Here is a 16,893-nt window from a genome sequence, read left to right on the forward strand (position 1 = left end):
GCGCGCTCACCGGCGGCCGGAGCCACCAGCCGCCTAGGGCCGCTCGTCGACCGCGATGAGCGGCCGCAGCGTGCGGTGCGCGATCCGGAGTCCTTCGAGGACCTTCACGTCCTCGCCGCTCCAGAGCGGGTCCTCGTGCTCGACGCTCAACGTGCCGTCGAAGCCCGCCTCGTACAGCCGGTCGACCACGTGCGGCCAGTCCACGACGCCGCGGCCCGGCACCCGGAACCGCCACCAGCCCATCTCCCACGGGTCGTCGCCCTTGTCGACCTTGCCGAAGAAGCCGTACCGGTCGCGCCGGTCCGGGAACAGCTCGACGTCCTTCGCCTGCGCGTGCACGATGTGCTCCGCGAACGGCAGGATCGTCTCGACCGGGTCGATGCCGATCCACGTCAGGTGCGACGGGTCCCAGTTCAGGCCGAAGCCGAGCCCGGTGACCCACTCCCAGAGCTCGGGGGAGTACGCGATGTTGCCCGGGTAGCCGTCGGGGTGCCAGCCCTCCATGACGCAGTTCTCGATGATGAGCCTGACGCCGCGCTCCCCGGCGTAGTCGACGAGCTCGGGGAGCACCCGGTCGCCCTCGGCCATGTTCTCGCGCACGCTCTTGGTGTTGTCGCGCCCGATGAAGGTGCCGACGTAGGGCACCCCGAGCACCTGCGCGGCGTCGATCGCGTGCCGGAGGTGCGCGCGGACCTCCTCGCGGCGGGCGGGGTCCTGGTGCAGGTTGTTCTCGTAGTACGCGAGCGCGCTGATCTCGAGGCCGGTGCGGTCGAGGAGGTCGCGGGTCGCGGAGGCGTCCTCGTCGGTGAAGGTCGCGACGGGCAGGTGCGCGGCCTCGAAGTCGCGTCCACCGGTCCCCGGCCACACGGCGACCTCGAGCCGCTCGTAGCCCTCGGCCGCCGCGAACGTCGCGATGCGGTCCAGGTCCCAGCCCGGCAGACAGGCGGTCAGCATCCCCAGCTTCATCGGATCTCCCTCCAGGCGTGCTCGCCGGCGCTGGCGACCACGGCGTCGATGATGCGCGCCGACCGGGCCCCGTCCGCGAAGGTCGGCAGGCCCTCCGGCGCCGTGCCCGTCGTGACGGCGGTGTAGGTGTCGGCGACGAACGCCGCGAAGGCGTCGACGTAGCCCTGCGGGTGCCCGGACGGCACGACGGCCAGGCGGCGCTGGTCCGGAGCGCCTTGCGACGGGTCCCGAACGACGATCTGGGCACCGGTCTCGTTGCCGAACCAGGCCGACTCCGGCTGTTCCTGGTCGAAGGCGGCCGACCCGAGGGTGCCGTCGACCTCGAACCACAGGCGGTTCTTGCGACCCGCGGACACCTGCGAGATCACCACGTTGCCGATCCGTCCGGTGCCGGTGCGGAACGTCGCGACGGCCGTGTCCTCGGTGGTGACCTCGGCGCGCTCGGCGGCGTCCGCGACCGGGTCCGGGTCCGGGGCGCCGGAGAACGAGGGGCCGGACGCCGCCGGCCGCGTCGGGTAGACGATGTCCGTCGCCGCGCTCACCGAGGCGAACGGCTCGCCCGTCACGAACTCGACCAGGTCGCACCAGTGCGACCCGATGTCGGCGAACGCCCGCGAGAGCCCGCCCGCGCCGGAGTCGACCCGCCACGAGGACGCGTCCGAGTCGAGCATCCAGTCCTGCAGGTAGTGGCCGTGCACCGCGAGCACTCGGCCGAGGGCGCCGTCGGCGACGCGCGCGCGGATCTCCCGCACCATCGGGTGGTAGCGGTAGACGAAGGGGACCGTCGCGACGACACCCGCCTCGGCAGCGGCCCGCTCGAGCTCCTCGGCCTGCTCGGCGGACACCGCGAGCGGCTTCTCGCACACCACGTGGATGCCCGCACGGATGAGCGCGAGGGCCTGCGGGTGGTGCTGGTCGTTCGGCGTGCAGACGTGCACGACGTCCGGACGGTCGGCGATCACCGCGTCGAGGTCCTCGTACCCGCGGTCGAGTCCCAGCTGCTCGGCGACCTGCTCGGAGCGGGCGGGGGTGCGGCCGAGGACACCGAGCACGTCGGCTCCGGCGGCCCGTGCTGCGCGGACGTGCACGGCGGCGATCATGCCGGTACCGACCACGGCGACCCGGAGTCGTCCGCCCCGCTCCCGCTCCGCCCGCGGTGGACCGGCCAGCTGCTGGTCCGTCCCGGGTGCGTAGACCGTGCCCTCTGTCGTCATGGTGCTCCCTCGCGCCGTGTCGACGCTCCCGCGCGTCGTCACCGCGACCACCGTACCGGCGGGACCCGGACCTGTTCGGGAACCGGTGAGTACGGTCTGGGGCATGGCGAGCCTCCAGACCACACTGCTCATCCTCGGAGCCAGCGGCGACCTGTCCAAGCGCCTCCTGCTGCCGGGCCTCGCGACCCTCCTCGAGGTGAAGGAGGACTGGGACGTCCAGCTCGTCGGCGCCGGTGTCGAGGACCTGTCGGATGCCGAATGGAAGCACCTCGTGCACGAGGCGTTCGAGAACGCGCAGGCGTCGAAGAACGAGGAGGACGAGGGCGCGACCGGCGAGACGGAACTGGCACCGCGCCTCCAGGCCGTCATCGACGCCTCGTCGTACCGCAAGGCCGACGTCACCGACGCCGGCGACCTGACGAACCTGCTCGCCGACTGCCGGCACGACCCGGCGGTGTACTTCGCCCTGCCGCCGGCCGTGACCGAGAAGAGCTGCGAGCAGCTCGCGCACCTCGACCTGCCGGCGCGGACCCGCCTGGCGCTCGAGAAGCCGTTCGGTACCGACGCCGCGAGCGCCGAGCACCTCAACGACCTGCTGCACTCGTTCCTGCCCGAGGAGCGCATCCACCGCGTCGACCACTTCCTGGGGCGGTCCACCGTCCTCAACCTGCTCGGCCTGCGGTTCGCGAACCGCATCATCGAGCCGCTGCTGTCCTCGCAGCACGTCGCGCGCGTCGACATCGTCTACGACGAGACCCTCGGCCTGGAGGGACGTGCCCGCTACTACGACAAGGCCGGCGCGCTCGTGGACATGATCCAGAGCCACCTGCTGCAGGTGATGGCCGTCGTCGCCATGGAGGCGCCCGCGTCCATCGACGCCGACGACCTGCGCACGCAGAAGGAACTCGTGCTCCGGGCCGTCCGCCCGTGGGGTGGCGACGCGGTGTCGGCGAGCAAGCGTGCACGGTACACGGCCGGATCGGTGGGGGACCGGCCGATGCCGTCCTACGCCGACGAGGACGGGGTGGACCCGTCGCTCGAGACCGAGACCCTGGCGCAGCTGACCCTCGAGGTCGCGAACTGGCGCTGGGCCGGCGTGCCGTTCACGCTCCGCTCGGGCAAGGCACTCGGCAAGCAGCGCCGCGAGATCCTCGTCACGTTCAAGGACTCGCCGCACGTGCCGAACGGCCTCTCCGGCGCCGTGCTGCCCGACCGGCTCTGCATCTGGATCGCACCCGACGAGATGCAGCTCGAGCTCAACGTCAACGGTCCCGGCGACCCGTACACGATCGACCACACCGCCCTGTCGACGACGTTCAACCCCGGGCGGCTCAGCGCCTACGGGGAGGTCCTGGCCGGGGTGCTCGAGGGCGATGCGACCCTGTCGGTCCGCGGGGACAGTGCGGTGCAGGGCTGGAAGGTCGTCGAGCCGTTCCTCACCGCCTGGCGGGACGGCGACGTGCCGCTGGACGAGTACGCCGCCGGGTCGGGCGGGCCGGACGGCTGGGACAACATCGACGCGTGACGGCCCCGGCGGCGTAACGTGCCGTGACGTGACCACCACTGACGACGTCCTCTCCACCGTCCCCGAACCCGCCGGCGCCGACATCCGCGTCGAGACCGTGCACTACGACTCCGACGGAGCAGCCCTCGAGGGCGTGCTCGCGAAGGACACCGCCGTCGCCGGACCCCGTCCCGCGGTGCTCGTCATCCACGACTGGCACGGCGTGAACGAGCACGTCGAGGCCCGCGTGACGATGCTCGCCCGCCTGGGCTACGTCGCCTTCGGCGCGGACGTCTACGGCGCCGGGGTCCGTCCGGGCGACGACACGGCGGCCGAGGTCGCGGGTCGGTTCTACGGCGACAACGCCCTGTTCCGCACGCGCCTGCGCGCCGGGCTCGACCGCCTGCTCGAGGACCCCGACGTCGATGCCGCGAAGGTCGTCGTGATGGGCTACTGCTTCGGCGGCTCGGGTGCGCTCGAACTCGCCCGGACCGGTGCCGACCTGGCCGGTGCCGTCTCCTTCCACGGCGGCCTGATCACCCACGACCCCTCGGACGCGCACGAGATCCGCGCGAAGCTGCTCGTGCTCACCGGCGGCGCCGACCCGGTCGTCCCGGACGAGGCCGTGCACGCCTGGCAGGACGAGATGCGCGGCGCCGCCGAGGTCGACTGGCAGGTCGTCACCTACGCCGACGCGATGCACGCGTTCGCCGTCCCCGGTACCGACGCGCCGGACCACGGCGCGCAGTACCAGGAGCGCGCCGACCGCCGCTCGTGGCAGGCGCTGCAGGTCTTCCTCGCCGAGGTCTTCGACGAGGAGCCCGTCGTCGCCTGACCCCCGCGACACGCCGAAGGGGCGGGCTCGGGGCGCTCGATTGGCGCTGCGACCGGAGCTGTTGTAGAGTCTTCCACGGCTCGCAAGGGCCACGCGCTCGTAGCTCAATGGATAGAGCATCTGACTACGGATCAGAAGGTTGGGGGTTCGAGTCCCTTCGAGCGCACAGCAGTGGAACGACGAAGGCCCCGGAGATCATCTCCGGGGCCTTCGTCGTTCCATCGGTGCTGCCGGGCGCGCACCCGGTCTGTCGTGCCCCGGTCGCCGCGTACCACGCCGCTTGGTGGGCAGGACGCCGCTCTCGGCGCGAGACGCTGCGGAAGACGGCGGCGTCCCAGACGTCGTGCGGCGTCTCGAGAGGCTCAGTCCGTCTCGAGAGGCTCGGTCCGTCTCGGGAGGCTCGGTCCGTCTCGGGAGGCGCGCACCGTGTCGACGCGCAGACCGCGGTCAGTGCGCCCGGTTCAACCGATCCGCCAGGCGGCCGAGCGCCCAGTTCACCAGGAAACCCAACGCGCCGACGAGCGGCAGCGCGAGCACGACGACGGTCCAGACCACCTTCGCCAGCTGACTGCGGGTCCGGTCACGCCACAGCAGTACGAGCGCGCCGACGTCGACCAGCACGACCAGCACCAGCACCACCAGGTGCGATCCGACCACGACGTTCCCGAACATCCCATTCCCCCTGTCCGAGCGCTCGATCACGCTCGATCGGGAGTGTAGCGGTGCTCCGGGAACGGCCCGACGTCGTTCCCGCCGTGGAACCACAGAACGACGGAACGCCGTCCCGCTGGTGCGGGACGGCGTTCTCGTGTGGTGCTGCGTCTGGTGACGCCGGGGGGGGGTGTTACTTGATCTGGGCGGTGATGGTGGCGGTGCCGACGAGCAGGCCACCCTTGACGGCGTCGGTCTTGAAGGTGTCGTTGAGCAGCTTCGCGGCGTCGTCGGAGACGTGGACCGTGGTGCCGGTCAGGATGGCGTTGTCGCCCTCGAGCTGGAGCGGCTTGAGGGTGCCGCCGTGCAGCGAGAACAGGTACGCGTTCGGCGCGGCGACCTTGCCGTTGACGAGGACGTCACCGTAGAGCTTCGAGGAGCCCGGGTTCACGACGAAGTTCTCGAGCGTGACGGTGGTGTCGCCGGCCTTGAGGGTCAGGCCGGAGTCGTCGTGGTTCAGCAGGCCCTGCACGTAGGGGCGGTAGTTGCCGTCCGGGCTCCAGTACGTGACCGAGCCGGAGGTGATCGGGAACGACACGGCGCCGTCCTCGAGCTTGCCGTCACCCGAGACGCCCGGGGTCAGCTTCAGCGAGGCCAGGGCGTCGGTGAAGCCCTTGTCGAGCGCGACGGACGTGTCGCCGCCGAGGACCTCGGGCACCGAGGCGACCGGGGCGGGGATCTTCGACTCGGAGCTCGAGACGGTGTGCACGGCCGGGGTCGACGCGTTCGCGGCGGTGACACCGAACGCGGCGCCGCCGAGCACGAGGGCACCGGTCGTGGCGAGGGTGATCGAGGTCTTCAGAGACTTGCGCATGTCTTCGTTCCTTTGCTTGTTCGCGCTCGGCGCGGTCGTTGGATGCGCGCCGAACACACCCCGTGACGGGGTGGAGAACCAGCAACGTGCGGCTGGTGAGCGCTGCGGGTGTTTCCCGGCTTGTGACAGTGATTCGGCACCACCCGCGAAGTGGTTTGGACGGGTTCGGCGTCGTTACCGTTCTGTGACAATCGGGCGCTCGATCAGGGGTGGCACACGACGCTCCCAACCGCTGGATTCGGCACCACGAATCCTCCTGACCAGGTATTTCCGTTCGTGGCGGTACCGAGGTGCGTGGCAGGATCGACAGGTTCCGAGACGACGGCGTCTCCGTCGTCCGTCTCGAGAGGCACCACTCCATGTCCTTCTGGGCCCTGTTCCTGATCGCGCTCGGTGTCTCCGCCGACGCCTTCGCCGTCGCCCTGGGCAAGGGCCTGCACATGAAGCGGTTCGCCCCTCGGCAGGCCGTGGTCATCGCCGTCGTGTTCGGCGCGTTCCAGGCGCTCATGCCGCTGGTGGGCTGGCTCCTCGGCACGACCTTCGCGCGGGCGATCGCCGACTACGACCACTGGGTCGCCTTCGGGTTGCTCGCCCTGGTCGGCGGCAAGATGCTGTGGGAGGCGTTCCACCCGCACGAGGACACGGACGAGGACACCGACCGTCTCCGGGTGCGGGAGCTGCTCGTGCTCGCGGTGGCGACGAGCATCGATGCCCTCGCGGTCGGCATCACGCTGGCGTTCCTGCCGGTCTCGATCGGCTGGGCGGTCCTGCTCATCGGCGTCACGACGGCCGTCCTGAGCTTCGTCGGCGTCGCGGTCGGGCGTCGGGTCGGTGCGCGCTTCGGCAAGCCGGCCGAGATCGCCGGCGGTGTGGTCCTCGTCCTCATCGGCGTGCAGATCGTCCTCGAGCACACCGGCGTGCTCGGCTGAGTGTGACGGCGACGGCGACGGCGACGGCCACGGCCACGGCCGCGGGCGACCCGTGCCCACTGTCCCGCTCCACGGGACGACGGGAGGCCCGTGGCGGATCTGCCACGGGCCTCCCGTCAGGTGGGGTTGCCGGTCAGGCGACCGACGCGCGCGCCTCGGCCAGCGTCGGGTAGTCGGTGTACCCCTCCGCCGACTGGCCGTAGAAGAGCTCCGGGCGCGGCTCGTTGAGCTCGGCGTCCTGTTCCCAGCGCTCGGCGAGGTCCGGGTTCGCGATGGCGGGACGGCCCACGGCGATCGCGTCGGCGACGTCCTCGTCGACGACCATGATCGCCTCGTCGCGGGTCGTCATGGCGCTGAAGCCCGAGTTCACGACGAACGGGGCGCCCGCGGTGCGGCGGATGTGCTGCACGAGGTCGCCGGCCGGCTCGGCGTGCAGGACGTCGATGAAGGCGAGGCCGAGCGGCGCCAGGCCCTCGGCGACCGCGGTGTAGACGGCGCGCACGTCGTCGGCGTCGTCCTCGACGACACCCTGGATGCCGTGCTCCGGCGAGAGCCGGATGCCCGTGCGGTCGGCGCCGACGGCCTCGGCGACGGCCGTGGTGACCTCGATCGCGAAGCGGGCGCGGTTCTCGGCCGAGCCGCCGTACTGGTCGGTGCGGGTGTTCGACCTGCTCGACATGAACTCGTGCACGAGGTAGCCGTTCGCGCCGTGCACCTCGACACCGTCGATGCCGGCGGCGATCGCGTTGCGGGCGGCCTGGGCGAAGCCACGGACGGCCTCGGCGACCTCGTCGGTGGTCAGGGCGTGCGGCACCGGCATGTCGGCCTTCGAGCCGTCGGCCAGGTGGGTCTGCCCGGGGGCGGCGACGGCGCTCGGGCCGACGATGCGCGGGGTCTGCGCGATGTCCGGGTGCGAGACGCGGCCACCGTGCATGAGCTGCATGACGATCGTGCCGCCACGCTCGTGCACTGCGTCGGCGACGCGACGCCAGCCGGCGATCTGCTCGTCCGTCTCGATGCCGGGCTGGCCGGGGTAGGAGCGGCCCTCCTGCACGGGCCAGGTGCCCTCGGTGATGATCATGCCGAGCGTGGCGCGCTGCGCGTAGTGCTCGACGAGCAGGTCGTTCGGCACACCGTCGGCGCCGGCGCGGGTGCGCGTGAGCGGGGCCATGACGATGCGGTTGCTGAGTCGGAGGGCGCCGAGTGCGGCGGGTTCGAAGAGCTTCACGCGGGTGGGGAACGCCGGGGGTGTGTTGCGCATTCCGACTTCGATCGACCGCAGCTGTTCCCGGCCGCGGGACCGGGCGGGTGTCAGGGACGCGGGCAGACCAGCGTGGAGGACCGGACCTGGCCCTCGGGGCGGATCACGGTGTGCAGGGACAGCGGCTGGTGGCAGATCGGGCAGCCGCGGTCGATCGTGCGGTCGTCGATGCCCTCGGGGTGGCCGGCGCCGATCTGGGACGGGCCCATCTTGTCGATGAGCGTCGAGTTCCAGCGCTCGTACCACTGCGCGAAGCGTCCCATGGCCGTCCTTCCGTTCGTGCCCTGATCGTTAGTGTACGCGCTTTCTCGTGCGTCAGAGGTGGTCGACGACCTCGAGGAGCGCCGTCAGCTCGTCCTTCAGCGCCTCGAGTCGTGCGACCGGCCACCCCAGCCGGTCGGCGACGGCGACCGGGACGGTCTCGGCGCGGTCGCGGAGGGCGCGTCCGGCCGTCGTCAGGGTCACCGCCAGCTGCCGTTCGTCCTCGGTGCTCCGCGTGCGTCGGACGTAGCCGGACGCCTCGAGCCGCTTCAGCAGCGGGCTGAGGGTCGCCGACTCGAGCCGGAGCTCCGCGGCGATCTCGCGGACCGACCGCGGGTCCCGCTCCCAGAGGGCGAGCATCACGAGGTACTGCGGGTGCGTCAGGCCCATCGGCTCGAGCAGCTCCCGGTACAGGCCGACGATGCTCCGGCTCGTCGCGGCGAGGGCGAAGCAGAGCTGCCGGTCGAGCAGGAGCGGGTCGGTCTCGGTGTGGAGCATGCGCCCACCGTACCCTTCGTGCACGAACCGACCCCCCGGAGTGCAGGAACCGGCCCGGCGGCTGCCGACGCCGCCGGCGCACTGGTGACGCACGGGAGGCCCGGTGCCGGTCTCGTGGACCGGCACCGGGCCTCCCGGTGGTGACGCTGCTGCCTACGCGCGGTGCGCCGGCGGGTGTCCGGAACCGTGCGTCGGGGCGTCCGGCTCGGCCGGTGCAGCGTGCGAGCCGTGGTGCTCGTCGCCCGAGCCGTGCTGCGCGTCGGGCTGCGACCGCTCGAGCTTCGCGCCCTCCACGTCGACGTCCGGCAGGATCCGGTCGAGCCACTTCGGGATCCACCAGGCACTCCGGCCGAGCAGGTGCATCACCGCGGGGATGAGCAGCATCCGGACCACGAAGGCGTCGAGCAGGACACCGAACGCCAGGCCGAACCCGATCGGCTTGATGGTCGAGGACTCCGAGAAGATGAAGCCCGCGAAGACCGAGATCATGATGATCGCCGCCGCCGTGACCACCGCGCGACCGGCGTGCAGACCGCGCTGCACGGCGACCTTCGCGCTCGCGCCGTGGGCGTACGCCTCACGCATCCCGGAGACCAGGAAGAGCTGGTAGTCCATCGCGAGACCGAACAGGATCCCGATCTCGATGATGGGCAGGAAGCTCAGGATCGGCGCCGGGTCGTGCACGCCGAACACGCTGCCGAGCCAGCCGAACTGGTAGATCGCCGTCAGCCCGCCGAACGAGGCGAGCACCGACAGGATGAAGCCCGCCGTGGCCGTGATCGGCACCAGGAACGACCGGAACACGATGATCAGGATGATGAGCGATAGTCCGACCACGACCGCCAGGTAGAGCGGCAGGACGTCGGCCAGCTTCTCGGAGACGTCGATGTTCGCGCTCGCGTTGCCGGCGACACCGAGCTCGAGCTCGCCGTCGTCGGTCGAGACACTCTGCGCCCGGAGGTCCTTGACGAGCCCCTCGGTCGAGACGCTGTCCGGGCCGCCGTGCGGCTTCACCTGGAAGGCGATGATCGAGCGGTCCTTCGAGGCGCCGATGGGCAGGACCGCGTCGACGTCGTCGTTCTTCGACAGGGCCTGCCCGATGGTGACCTCGGTGGCGACGACGTCGTCCTCGCTGATCGCCTCGGGCAGGGTGGCGACGACGAGGAGGGGGCCGTTCTGACCGGCGCCGAACTCCTTCTCGAGCGTCTTGTACGCCTTGTACTGGCTCGACTCGACGGCCTCCGAGGAGCCGGACGGCAGGCCGAGGCGCATCTGCGTCGCGGGGAGTGCGATCGTGCCGAGGACGGCGACGCCCGCCACGAGGGTGACGACCGCGCGCCAGGTCGACATCGGCTTGTTCGGCACCCGGACCGAGCCGGTGTCGCCGATCTGCCGACGCTCCTTCTTCCGCAGGACCCGCATGCCGAGCAGCGACAGCAGGGCCGGTGTGAACGACGTGGCGATGAGGATCGCGAACAGGACCGCGACGGCGCCGACGGTGCCCATCAGGCCGAGGAACGGGATGCCGGTGATGTTCAGCGCGAGGAGCGCCACGATCACCGTCGTGCCCGCGAAGACCACGGCGTTGCCGGACGTGCCGTTGGCCAGCCCGATCGACTCGTGCACGCCGATGCCCTGCTTCAGCTGGGTCCGGTGGCGGTTCAGGATGAACAGCGAGTAGTCGATGCCGACCGCCAGGCCGAGCATCACCCCCAGCACGGGCGTGACCGAGATGAACTCGACCAGGTCCGAGAACGACAGCGACGCCAGGGTCGCGACACCGACGCCGAGCACGGCGCTGAGGAGCGGGATCGCGGCACCGATGACGGTGCGGAGCATGAGGAACAGCACGAGTGCGGCGATGACGACGCCGATGATCTCGCCCGGTCCGAGGATCGACGGGACGCCCTGCGCGATGTCGTTCGAGACGAGCACCCGGACGCCGCTGATCTCCGCCGACTCCGCGCGGTCGGAGATCTCCTGCTTGGTGGTCTGCGGCACCTCGTACGTCGACTGGGTGAACTGCACGGTGCCGATGGCGGCCGAGTCGTTCGACGAGACGAAGCGGATGTCCTTCGACAGGTCAAGCAGGTCGGAGCCCTGTTCGAGGTCGCGCTGGCTGTCCTCGAGCTTCTGCGTGTTCTCGTCGATCGTCTTCTGCGCGTCGGCGATCTGCTGCTCACCCGAGGTGATCTGGGCCTTCTGGGCGTCGATCTGCGCCTGGGCCTGCTCGAGCTGCTGCTGGCCGGCCTGGGCCTGTGCCTGCGCGGCGGGGCTCGATGCGGCGGCGGCACCGGCGGCACTCGCCTGTGCCTCCGACTGGGCCTTCTGTGCGTCGAGCTGCGCCTGCGCCTGCTCGATCTGCCGTTTGCCGGACGCGAGCTGGTCCTCCTGCGCGTCGAGCTCCGCCTGGCCGTCCTCGATCCGGTCCCGTCCGTCGGCGATCTCCTTGCGTCCGTCGACGATCTTCTGCCGCTGGTCGTCGAGGCGCTTCTGGGTGGTGAAGCCGTCGGTGGTGCCCTTGACGCCCGGCAGGTCCTCGAGGTCCCGGAGGAAGTCCTTCACCTCGGCGCGCTGCGTGCGGGTGAAGGCCTCGCCGTCGGTGGTCTGGAAGACCAGGGTGCCGTTGCCGCCGTTCGCGCTCGGGAACTTGTCGGCCAGTTCGTCCTGCACCTGGCTGGTCTTCGTGCCCGGGATCGTGATCGAGGACGAGATCGTGCCGGAGAACAGGCTGAAGGTGACACCGGCGATCGCCATGAGGACGATCCAGGCGATGATCACCGTCCAGTGTCGGCGGGCCGCGAAGCGACCGAGGCGGTAGAGGAGACCGGCCATGCTGGGCCCCGTTCCTTTCGTCGTGGGTGGTGCTGTCGGGCGGGGTGCGCCGGTGGACCCCTGGGAAGCCGTCGGTGGAGTGGTCAGTGTTCGGGCAGGTAGCCGCTGCGGACGCTGTGCACGAGTCGTCCGAGCAGGGTGTCCCAGTCCGCGCGGGCAGCGTCGTCGAGGCGTGGGCCGGTCGTCTGCAGCCAGTGCTCGGCGATCACGACGATGCCGCTCATCAACGAGTCCACCAGGAGCGCGGTGTCCAGGGGGTCAGCTGCGCGGTGCCGACGGGCGACCTCGCTCCGGAGTCGGCCGGTGACGCGTGCGAACGCGGTCTGCGTGAGGGCGGCCGCCTTCGGGTCGTCCTCCTCGGGTTCGCCGAGGATCCGGTGCAGTCGGACGATCGCCCCGGCGAGGTCGGTGCCGCGGGCGGCGCTCTCGAGCTCGTCGAACATGGCCGCGCGGGAGCCGTCGCCGACCGGGGTGTTGGCGATCTCGGCGAGGAACCGGTCGATGATCACCGACAGTGCTTCCTCGCAGACCGAGAGCCGGATCTCGTCGAGCGAGGCGAAGTGGTTGAACACCGTGCGACGGGCGACGTCGGCACGTGCGGCGAGTTCGTCGACGCTGAACTCCCCGCCGCGCTCCTCGATGAGGTCACGCGCGGCCTGCAGGATCGCCTCCCGGTGTCGCGCCTTGAGGGCAGCGCGGCGGTCGGGTGAGAGGGTCACGACGACGACACTAGGTGCATCGATGCACTCGGTGCACCTTCACGAGGTGGATCCCCAGGAACGTCCCCCGCAGCTCCGGGGTTCCACCCGGTGGCCGGGAGGCCCGTGGCGGCTCCGACGTGCCGGCACCGCCCGGTCCGCGGCGTCGGTTCAGTGGGGCGACCGGCGGTGGCGCCCGTGGCGCTGCAGCAGGGCCACCCAGCGCGGGAGACGACGGTCGCCCGCCACCACCGCCTCGGCCGTCGGGGACGGCGCGAAGGCGAACCAGGGGCACCCGGGGCAGACGTGCAGCCACTCGTGCACGGCCAGTCCGACGCCGTAGTACTGGTTCCGAGCGACCCGGAGCGGGCGCGAACAGCGGGGACAGGACAGCCGGGTGCCGTCCCGGTCGGTCGCGATCGCGGGGGTGGTCGCGGTCGTGCGTGTGTGGTCGACAGCAGTCATGGCCCGAACCTCTCCGGTGTCCCGTCACGCTCCGTCGCGTGGCTGTGCCGGGAGGCTACGACCGATCCCGGCCGCGCCGCACGCCGATCGCTCGTCCTGTCCGCCGGACGCGGACCCGACGTCCGGTCCTGTCCGCTGGGCGCGGACGGGGCTCGGGGGCGGACGCGGACGGGGCCGTGCGGGGGCCTCCGTCCGCGGCCGTGTCGGCCGTGTCGGCCGTGCCGGGAGTGCTGCCTCGACGGCTGGTCAGGGGCGTGCGCGGAACGTCTCCCGGATGTCGGCGACGAGCAGCTCGGGCTGTTCGAGGAGGGCGAAGTGCCCACCGCGGGCGACCTCGGAGAAGTGGACGAGGTCCGTGTACCGACGAGCGGCCCAGCGACGGGAGCGTCGGACGTACTCGCCCGGCATGATGCTCAGGCCGACCGGCAGGGTGAGCGGCTCCTCGACGGTGCCGGGTGACGCCCACCCGGTCCGGTTCGCCTCCCAGTACATCCGCGCTGCGGACGCCGCCGCGTTCGGCAGCCAGTAGAGCATGACGTCGTCGATGACCTCGTCGAGCGGGAACACCCGCTCGACGTCGCCGTGTTCGTCGTGGGAGCCGCCGACGTCCTGGAACATCGCGTAGATCCACGCGGCCAGTCCGACGGGGGAGTCGGTCAACGCGTACCCGATCGTCTGGGGTCGGGTCGCCATCTGCTGCGAGTAGGCCGACAGCTCCTGCCAGTACCGCCCGCTCTCCTGCAGCATGACCTGCTCCTCGGGTGAGGCGTGCCGGACCTCGTCGTCGGTCGGCGTGAAGAGCGCCATGTTCAGGTGGATGCCGGCGAGGCCGATGTCGATCCGGGCCTGCAGGGCCGCGAGTTCCGCGGTGACCGTGGCGCCGAGGTCACCTCCCTGGGCGAACCACTCCGGGTACCCGAGGCGCTGCATCAGGACCGCCCAGGCACGGGCGGTGCGGGCGAGGTCCCAGCCGGGTGCGGTGGGCTTCCCGGAGAACCCGAAGCCGGGCAGGCTCGGGATGACCACGTGGAAGGCGTCCTCGGCCGTGCCACCGTGCGCGACCGGGTCGGTCAGCGGTCCGATCGCGTGGCGGAACTCGAGCACGGAGCCCGGCCAGCCGTGGGTGAGCAGGAGCGGACGCGCCCCTGCTTCGGCCGACCGCACGTGCAGGAAGTGGACGTCCAGCCCGTCGATCGTCGTCGTGTGCTGGCCCCAGCCGTTCAGCAGGGTCTCGGCCCGGCGCCAGTCGTAGTCGGACGCCCAGTGCTCGACGAGGGCGCGCACCTTGTCCAGTCGCGGCCCCTGCGAGGTGTCCTCGACCGTCTCGCGCTCGGGCCAGCGCGTGGCGAGCAGGCGGCGTCGGAGCTCGTCGAGGTCGCCCTGCGGGACGTCGAGGGTGAAGGGCGTGATCGCCGTCTGGTCGCTCATGGCTGTCTCCTCGTGCGGGGGAGCGGATGCTCCCGTTCGGAGATGATCTTTGCACAAGACGATCTCGGAGGTGTACCGTCTGCGGCATGGACGATCGAGCGACTGCGGGAGGGACGGACGACCTCCCCGAGATCGACTGGGACGCGCAGGGCATCGAGACCGAACTCGGCTGGGCGGTCCCGCTCGTGCTCCAGGGCTACGTCCGCCTGGGGTCCGAGGCGGTGGCCGAGGTCCCCGGCGGGCCACGCGGGTACCAGGTGCTCGTCGCCACCACCACCGAGGAGGCGTCCTCGCAACTCCTGCTCGCCAACCGACTCGGCATCGACAAGACCCAGATGACCTACGTCATCGACGCACTCGAGGCAGCGGGCCACGTCGAACGTCGTCCGGACCCTGCGGACCGTCGCGTGCGCCAGGTGCACCCGACCGACGCCGGTCGCGCCCTGCTCGCCAGGACGCGGACGGCCCTCCGCGACGCCGAGGGCGTGCTGATGCGGCACCTCAGCGCCGACGAGCAGCGGTCGATGCGTCTGCTCCTCGCCCGTGTCGCGCTCGGTGCCGGGACCGCCGGCACCGGACCGGCTCCCCACGATCCGGCGTTCGAGCACCCGCTCGCCGTCCCGGAGCGCTCCCGACGGCGCGCCCCGTCCCCGACCACGTCGACCCGGTCGACGACCCCAGAGTGAGGCCCCTCCCATGACCAGTACCGTGCTCGTCGCCGGCGCGACCGGCGACCTCGGTGGACGCATCGTCCGCGAACTCCTCCGACACGACGTCCGCGTCCGGGTGCTCACCCGACCCGGCAGCGCCACCGCCGCCGACCGCTTCCGCGACGACCCGCGCGTCGACGTCGTCGCGGCCGGGTACGACGACCGCGCCGCGCTGACGGAGGCCGTGGCCGGTTCCGACGTGGTGGTGTCCGCGGTGAGCGGCACCCGCCCGGTGATCGTCGACGCGCAGCGTGCCCTGCTCGCGGCGACGGTCGCGGCCGGCGTGCCCCGGTTCCTCCCGTCGGACTACTCCGCGGACTACCGGCGGATCGCCCCCGGCACGAACCGCAACTTCGAGCTCCGCCGCGAGTTCGCCGCCGAGGTCGACGCGGCGCCCGTCCAGGCGACGTCGGTCCTCACCGGCATGTTCACCGACCTGCTCACCGGCCAGGCGCCGATGGTGCTGTTCGGCCGACGCCGGGTCCTGTTCTGGTCCGACGCCGACCAGGTGCTCGACTTCACCACGAAGGACGACGTGGCCCGCGTGACCGCCCTGGTCGCCCTGGACGACGACGCTCCCCGCGTCGTCGAGATGGCCGGCGACCAGGTCTCGGCCCGCGGCGTCGCCCGCACGGTGAGCGAGCTGACCGGCACGCCCTTCCGGCTGCAGTGGGCCGGCACGACGGGGACCCTCTCCGCGATGAGCGCGGTCGGCCGACGGCTGTCCCGGAACCCGGACGAGACGTTCCCGGCATGGCAGGGGATGCAGTACTTCGTGAGCATGTTCAGCGGACAGGCGCAGCTGCGGCACGTCGACAACGGTCGGTACGGGGCGCACACCTGGACCACCGTGCGCGACGTGCTGCAGGCGCACCTCGCCACCACGGACGGGTCGACCGCGTCCTGAGCCCGGACCCGGGCGGACCCGGAGGGACCCACGGAACGGAGGGTTAGCGTGTCGGTCATGACGCAGATCGACCTGACCGACCGGACCGCGCTCGTCTCCGGGTCCACCCAGGGGATCGGGCTCGCGATCGCCGTCGACCTCGCACGTGCCGGAGCGACCGTCGTCGTCAACGGCCGTCACCTGGACGGCGTCGAGCGGGCGATCGCCGCCGTGCAGGACGCGGTGCCCCGCGCCCGGGTGACGGGCGTCGCGGCGGACCTCGCCACCGCGGAGGGCGCCGCGGCGGTGGTCGAGCAGCACCCCCACGTCGACGTCCTGGTGAACAACCTCGGGATCTTCGGCAGCGCCGATCCGCTGACGATCACCGACGACGAGTGGCGGCACTACTTCGAGGTGAACGTCCTCTCCGCCGTCCGGCTTATCCGCGCCCACCTGCCCGGCATGACCGAGCGGGGCTGGGGACGGGTGGTGTCGATCGCCAGCGACTCCGCCGTGGTCACCCCCGCCGAGATGATCCACTACGGCATGTCGAAGACGGCGCTCCTGGCCGTGACCCGCGGGTTCGCGAAGGCAGTGAAGGGCAGCGGCGTCACCGTCAACACCGTCATCGCGGGACCGACGCACACCGCCGGCGTCGAGGACTTCGTCGCCGAGATGGTGGGCAGCGACCTGCCGTGGGACCAGGCCCAGCGCGAGTTCATGCGGCAGCACCGACCCCAGTCGCTCGTCGAGCGGCTCCTCGAACCGGAGGAGGTGGCGCACATGGTCACCTACCTCGCGTCGCCGCTGGCGTCCGCGACGACCGGCGGCGCCCTGCGGGCGGACGGCGGTTACGTCGACGCGATCCTGCCGTGACG

At 71.6% G+C, this 16,893-nt stretch carries 17 protein-coding genes and 1 tRNA gene; 7 read left to right on the forward strand and 11 right to left on the reverse strand.

Annotation, left to right across the window (positions count from 1 at the left end):
- Nucleotides 1-33 precede the first annotated feature (33 nt).
- Both KM842_RS01180 and KM842_RS01185 read right to left on the reverse strand, forming a co-directional pair.
- A complete protein-coding gene (locus KM842_RS01180; protein WP_216260150.1) occupies nucleotides 34-966 on the reverse strand; it encodes a sugar phosphate isomerase/epimerase family protein in 933 nt (310 codons plus the stop codon).
- Nucleotides 963-2,180, reverse strand: a complete 1,218-nt coding sequence (locus KM842_RS01185; protein ID WP_367397702.1) for a Gfo/Idh/MocA family protein — start codon at nucleotides 2,178-2,180, stop codon at nucleotides 963-965. The genes KM842_RS01180 and KM842_RS01185 overlap by 4 nt, the downstream gene beginning before the upstream one ends.
- A gap of 103 nt (nucleotides 2,181-2,283) precedes the next feature.
- Here KM842_RS01185 and KM842_RS01190 point away from each other — a divergent pair, with 103 nt between their 5' ends.
- From KM842_RS01190 to KM842_RS01200, 3 genes are all read left to right on the forward strand, one after another.
- A complete protein-coding gene (locus KM842_RS01190; protein ID WP_216260151.1) occupies nucleotides 2,284-3,705 on the forward strand; it encodes a glucose-6-phosphate dehydrogenase in 1,422 nt (473 codons plus the stop codon).
- 28 nt (nucleotides 3,706-3,733) lie between these two features.
- Nucleotides 3,734-4,519, forward strand: a complete 786-nt coding sequence (locus KM842_RS01195; RefSeq protein ID WP_216260157.1) for a dienelactone hydrolase family protein — start codon at nucleotides 3,734-3,736, stop codon at nucleotides 4,517-4,519.
- A gap of 93 nt (nucleotides 4,520-4,612) precedes the next feature.
- A tRNA-Arg gene (locus tag KM842_RS01200) sits at nucleotides 4,613-4,685 on the forward strand.
- A gap of 281 nt (nucleotides 4,686-4,966) precedes the next feature.
- Here the strand turns inward: KM842_RS01200 and KM842_RS01205 are convergent.
- The gene (locus KM842_RS01205) at nucleotides 4,967-5,221 is read right to left on the reverse strand and encodes a PLDc N-terminal domain-containing protein (RefSeq protein WP_216260158.1); all 255 of its coding nucleotides are present in this window, start codon (nucleotides 5,219-5,221) and stop codon (nucleotides 4,967-4,969) included.
- Between the two features lie 142 nt (nucleotides 5,222-5,363).
- Nucleotides 5,364-6,044, reverse strand: a complete 681-nt coding sequence (locus KM842_RS01210) for an ABC transporter substrate-binding protein (protein ID WP_216258550.1) — start codon at nucleotides 6,042-6,044, stop codon at nucleotides 5,364-5,366.
- 359 nt (nucleotides 6,045-6,403) lie between these two features.
- On the opposite strand from KM842_RS01210, the gene KM842_RS01215 reads away from it, so the two are divergent.
- A complete protein-coding gene (locus KM842_RS01215) occupies nucleotides 6,404-6,973 on the forward strand; it encodes a manganese efflux pump MntP (RefSeq protein ID WP_216260159.1) in 570 nt (189 codons plus the stop codon).
- Between the two features lie 133 nt (nucleotides 6,974-7,106).
- Here the strand turns inward: KM842_RS01215 and KM842_RS01220 are convergent, their stop codons facing one another.
- From KM842_RS01220 to KM842_RS01250, 7 genes are all read right to left on the reverse strand, one after another.
- The gene (locus KM842_RS01220) at nucleotides 7,107-8,201 is read right to left on the reverse strand and encodes an alkene reductase (RefSeq protein ID WP_216261955.1); all 1,095 of its coding nucleotides are present in this window, start codon (nucleotides 8,199-8,201) and stop codon (nucleotides 7,107-7,109) included.
- An 83-nt stretch (nucleotides 8,202-8,284) separates the two neighbouring features.
- The gene (locus tag KM842_RS01225) at nucleotides 8,285-8,497 is read right to left on the reverse strand and encodes a hypothetical protein (protein ID WP_216260160.1); all 213 of its coding nucleotides are present in this window, start codon (nucleotides 8,495-8,497) and stop codon (nucleotides 8,285-8,287) included.
- A 52-nt stretch (nucleotides 8,498-8,549) separates the two neighbouring features.
- Entirely contained in the window at nucleotides 8,550-8,993 is a 444-nt protein-coding gene (locus tag KM842_RS01230) for a MarR family winged helix-turn-helix transcriptional regulator (RefSeq protein WP_216260161.1), read from the reverse strand.
- Between the two features lie 153 nt (nucleotides 8,994-9,146).
- A complete protein-coding gene (locus KM842_RS01235; RefSeq protein ID WP_216260165.1) occupies nucleotides 9,147-11,828 on the reverse strand; it encodes an MMPL family transporter in 2,682 nt (893 codons plus the stop codon).
- Nucleotides 11,829-11,911: 83 nt separating this feature from the next.
- Nucleotides 11,912-12,547 carry a helix-turn-helix domain-containing protein gene (locus KM842_RS01240; protein WP_216260166.1) on the reverse strand — a complete coding sequence of 212 codons (636 nt, stop codon included), beginning with the start codon at nucleotides 12,545-12,547 and terminating at the stop codon, nucleotides 11,912-11,914.
- Between the two features lie 150 nt (nucleotides 12,548-12,697).
- A complete protein-coding gene (locus KM842_RS01245) occupies nucleotides 12,698-12,991 on the reverse strand; it encodes a hypothetical protein (RefSeq protein WP_216260167.1) in 294 nt (97 codons plus the stop codon).
- A 246-nt stretch (nucleotides 12,992-13,237) separates the two neighbouring features.
- Nucleotides 13,238-14,419, reverse strand: a complete 1,182-nt coding sequence (locus KM842_RS01250; protein WP_216260168.1) for an epoxide hydrolase family protein — start codon at nucleotides 14,417-14,419, stop codon at nucleotides 13,238-13,240.
- A gap of 86 nt (nucleotides 14,420-14,505) precedes the next feature.
- On the opposite strand from KM842_RS01250, the gene KM842_RS01255 reads away from it, so the two are divergent.
- Genes KM842_RS01255 through KM842_RS01265 form a run of 3 tightly spaced genes read left to right on the forward strand, consistent with a single transcriptional unit; the run spans nucleotide 14,506 to nucleotide 16,891 of the window.
- On the forward strand, nucleotides 14,506-15,105 hold the full coding sequence (locus KM842_RS01255) for a MarR family winged helix-turn-helix transcriptional regulator (RefSeq protein ID WP_216260170.1): 600 nt from the start codon (nucleotides 14,506-14,508) through the stop codon (nucleotides 15,103-15,105).
- 10 nt (nucleotides 15,106-15,115) lie between these two features.
- Nucleotides 15,116-16,036, forward strand: a complete 921-nt coding sequence (locus KM842_RS01260) for an NmrA family NAD(P)-binding protein (RefSeq protein ID WP_216260171.1) — start codon at nucleotides 15,116-15,118, stop codon at nucleotides 16,034-16,036.
- 57 nt (nucleotides 16,037-16,093) lie between these two features.
- Complete coding sequence (locus tag KM842_RS01265) at nucleotides 16,094-16,891, forward strand: SDR family NAD(P)-dependent oxidoreductase (RefSeq protein ID WP_216260172.1); 798 nt, start codon at nucleotides 16,094-16,096, stop codon at nucleotides 16,889-16,891.
- The last annotated feature ends 2 nt before the right edge of the window (nucleotides 16,892-16,893 follow it).

It is taken from the genome of Curtobacterium sp. L6-1, assembly GCF_018885305.1.
Classification (GTDB): Bacteria; Actinomycetota; Actinomycetes; order Actinomycetales; family Microbacteriaceae; genus Curtobacterium; species Curtobacterium aetherium.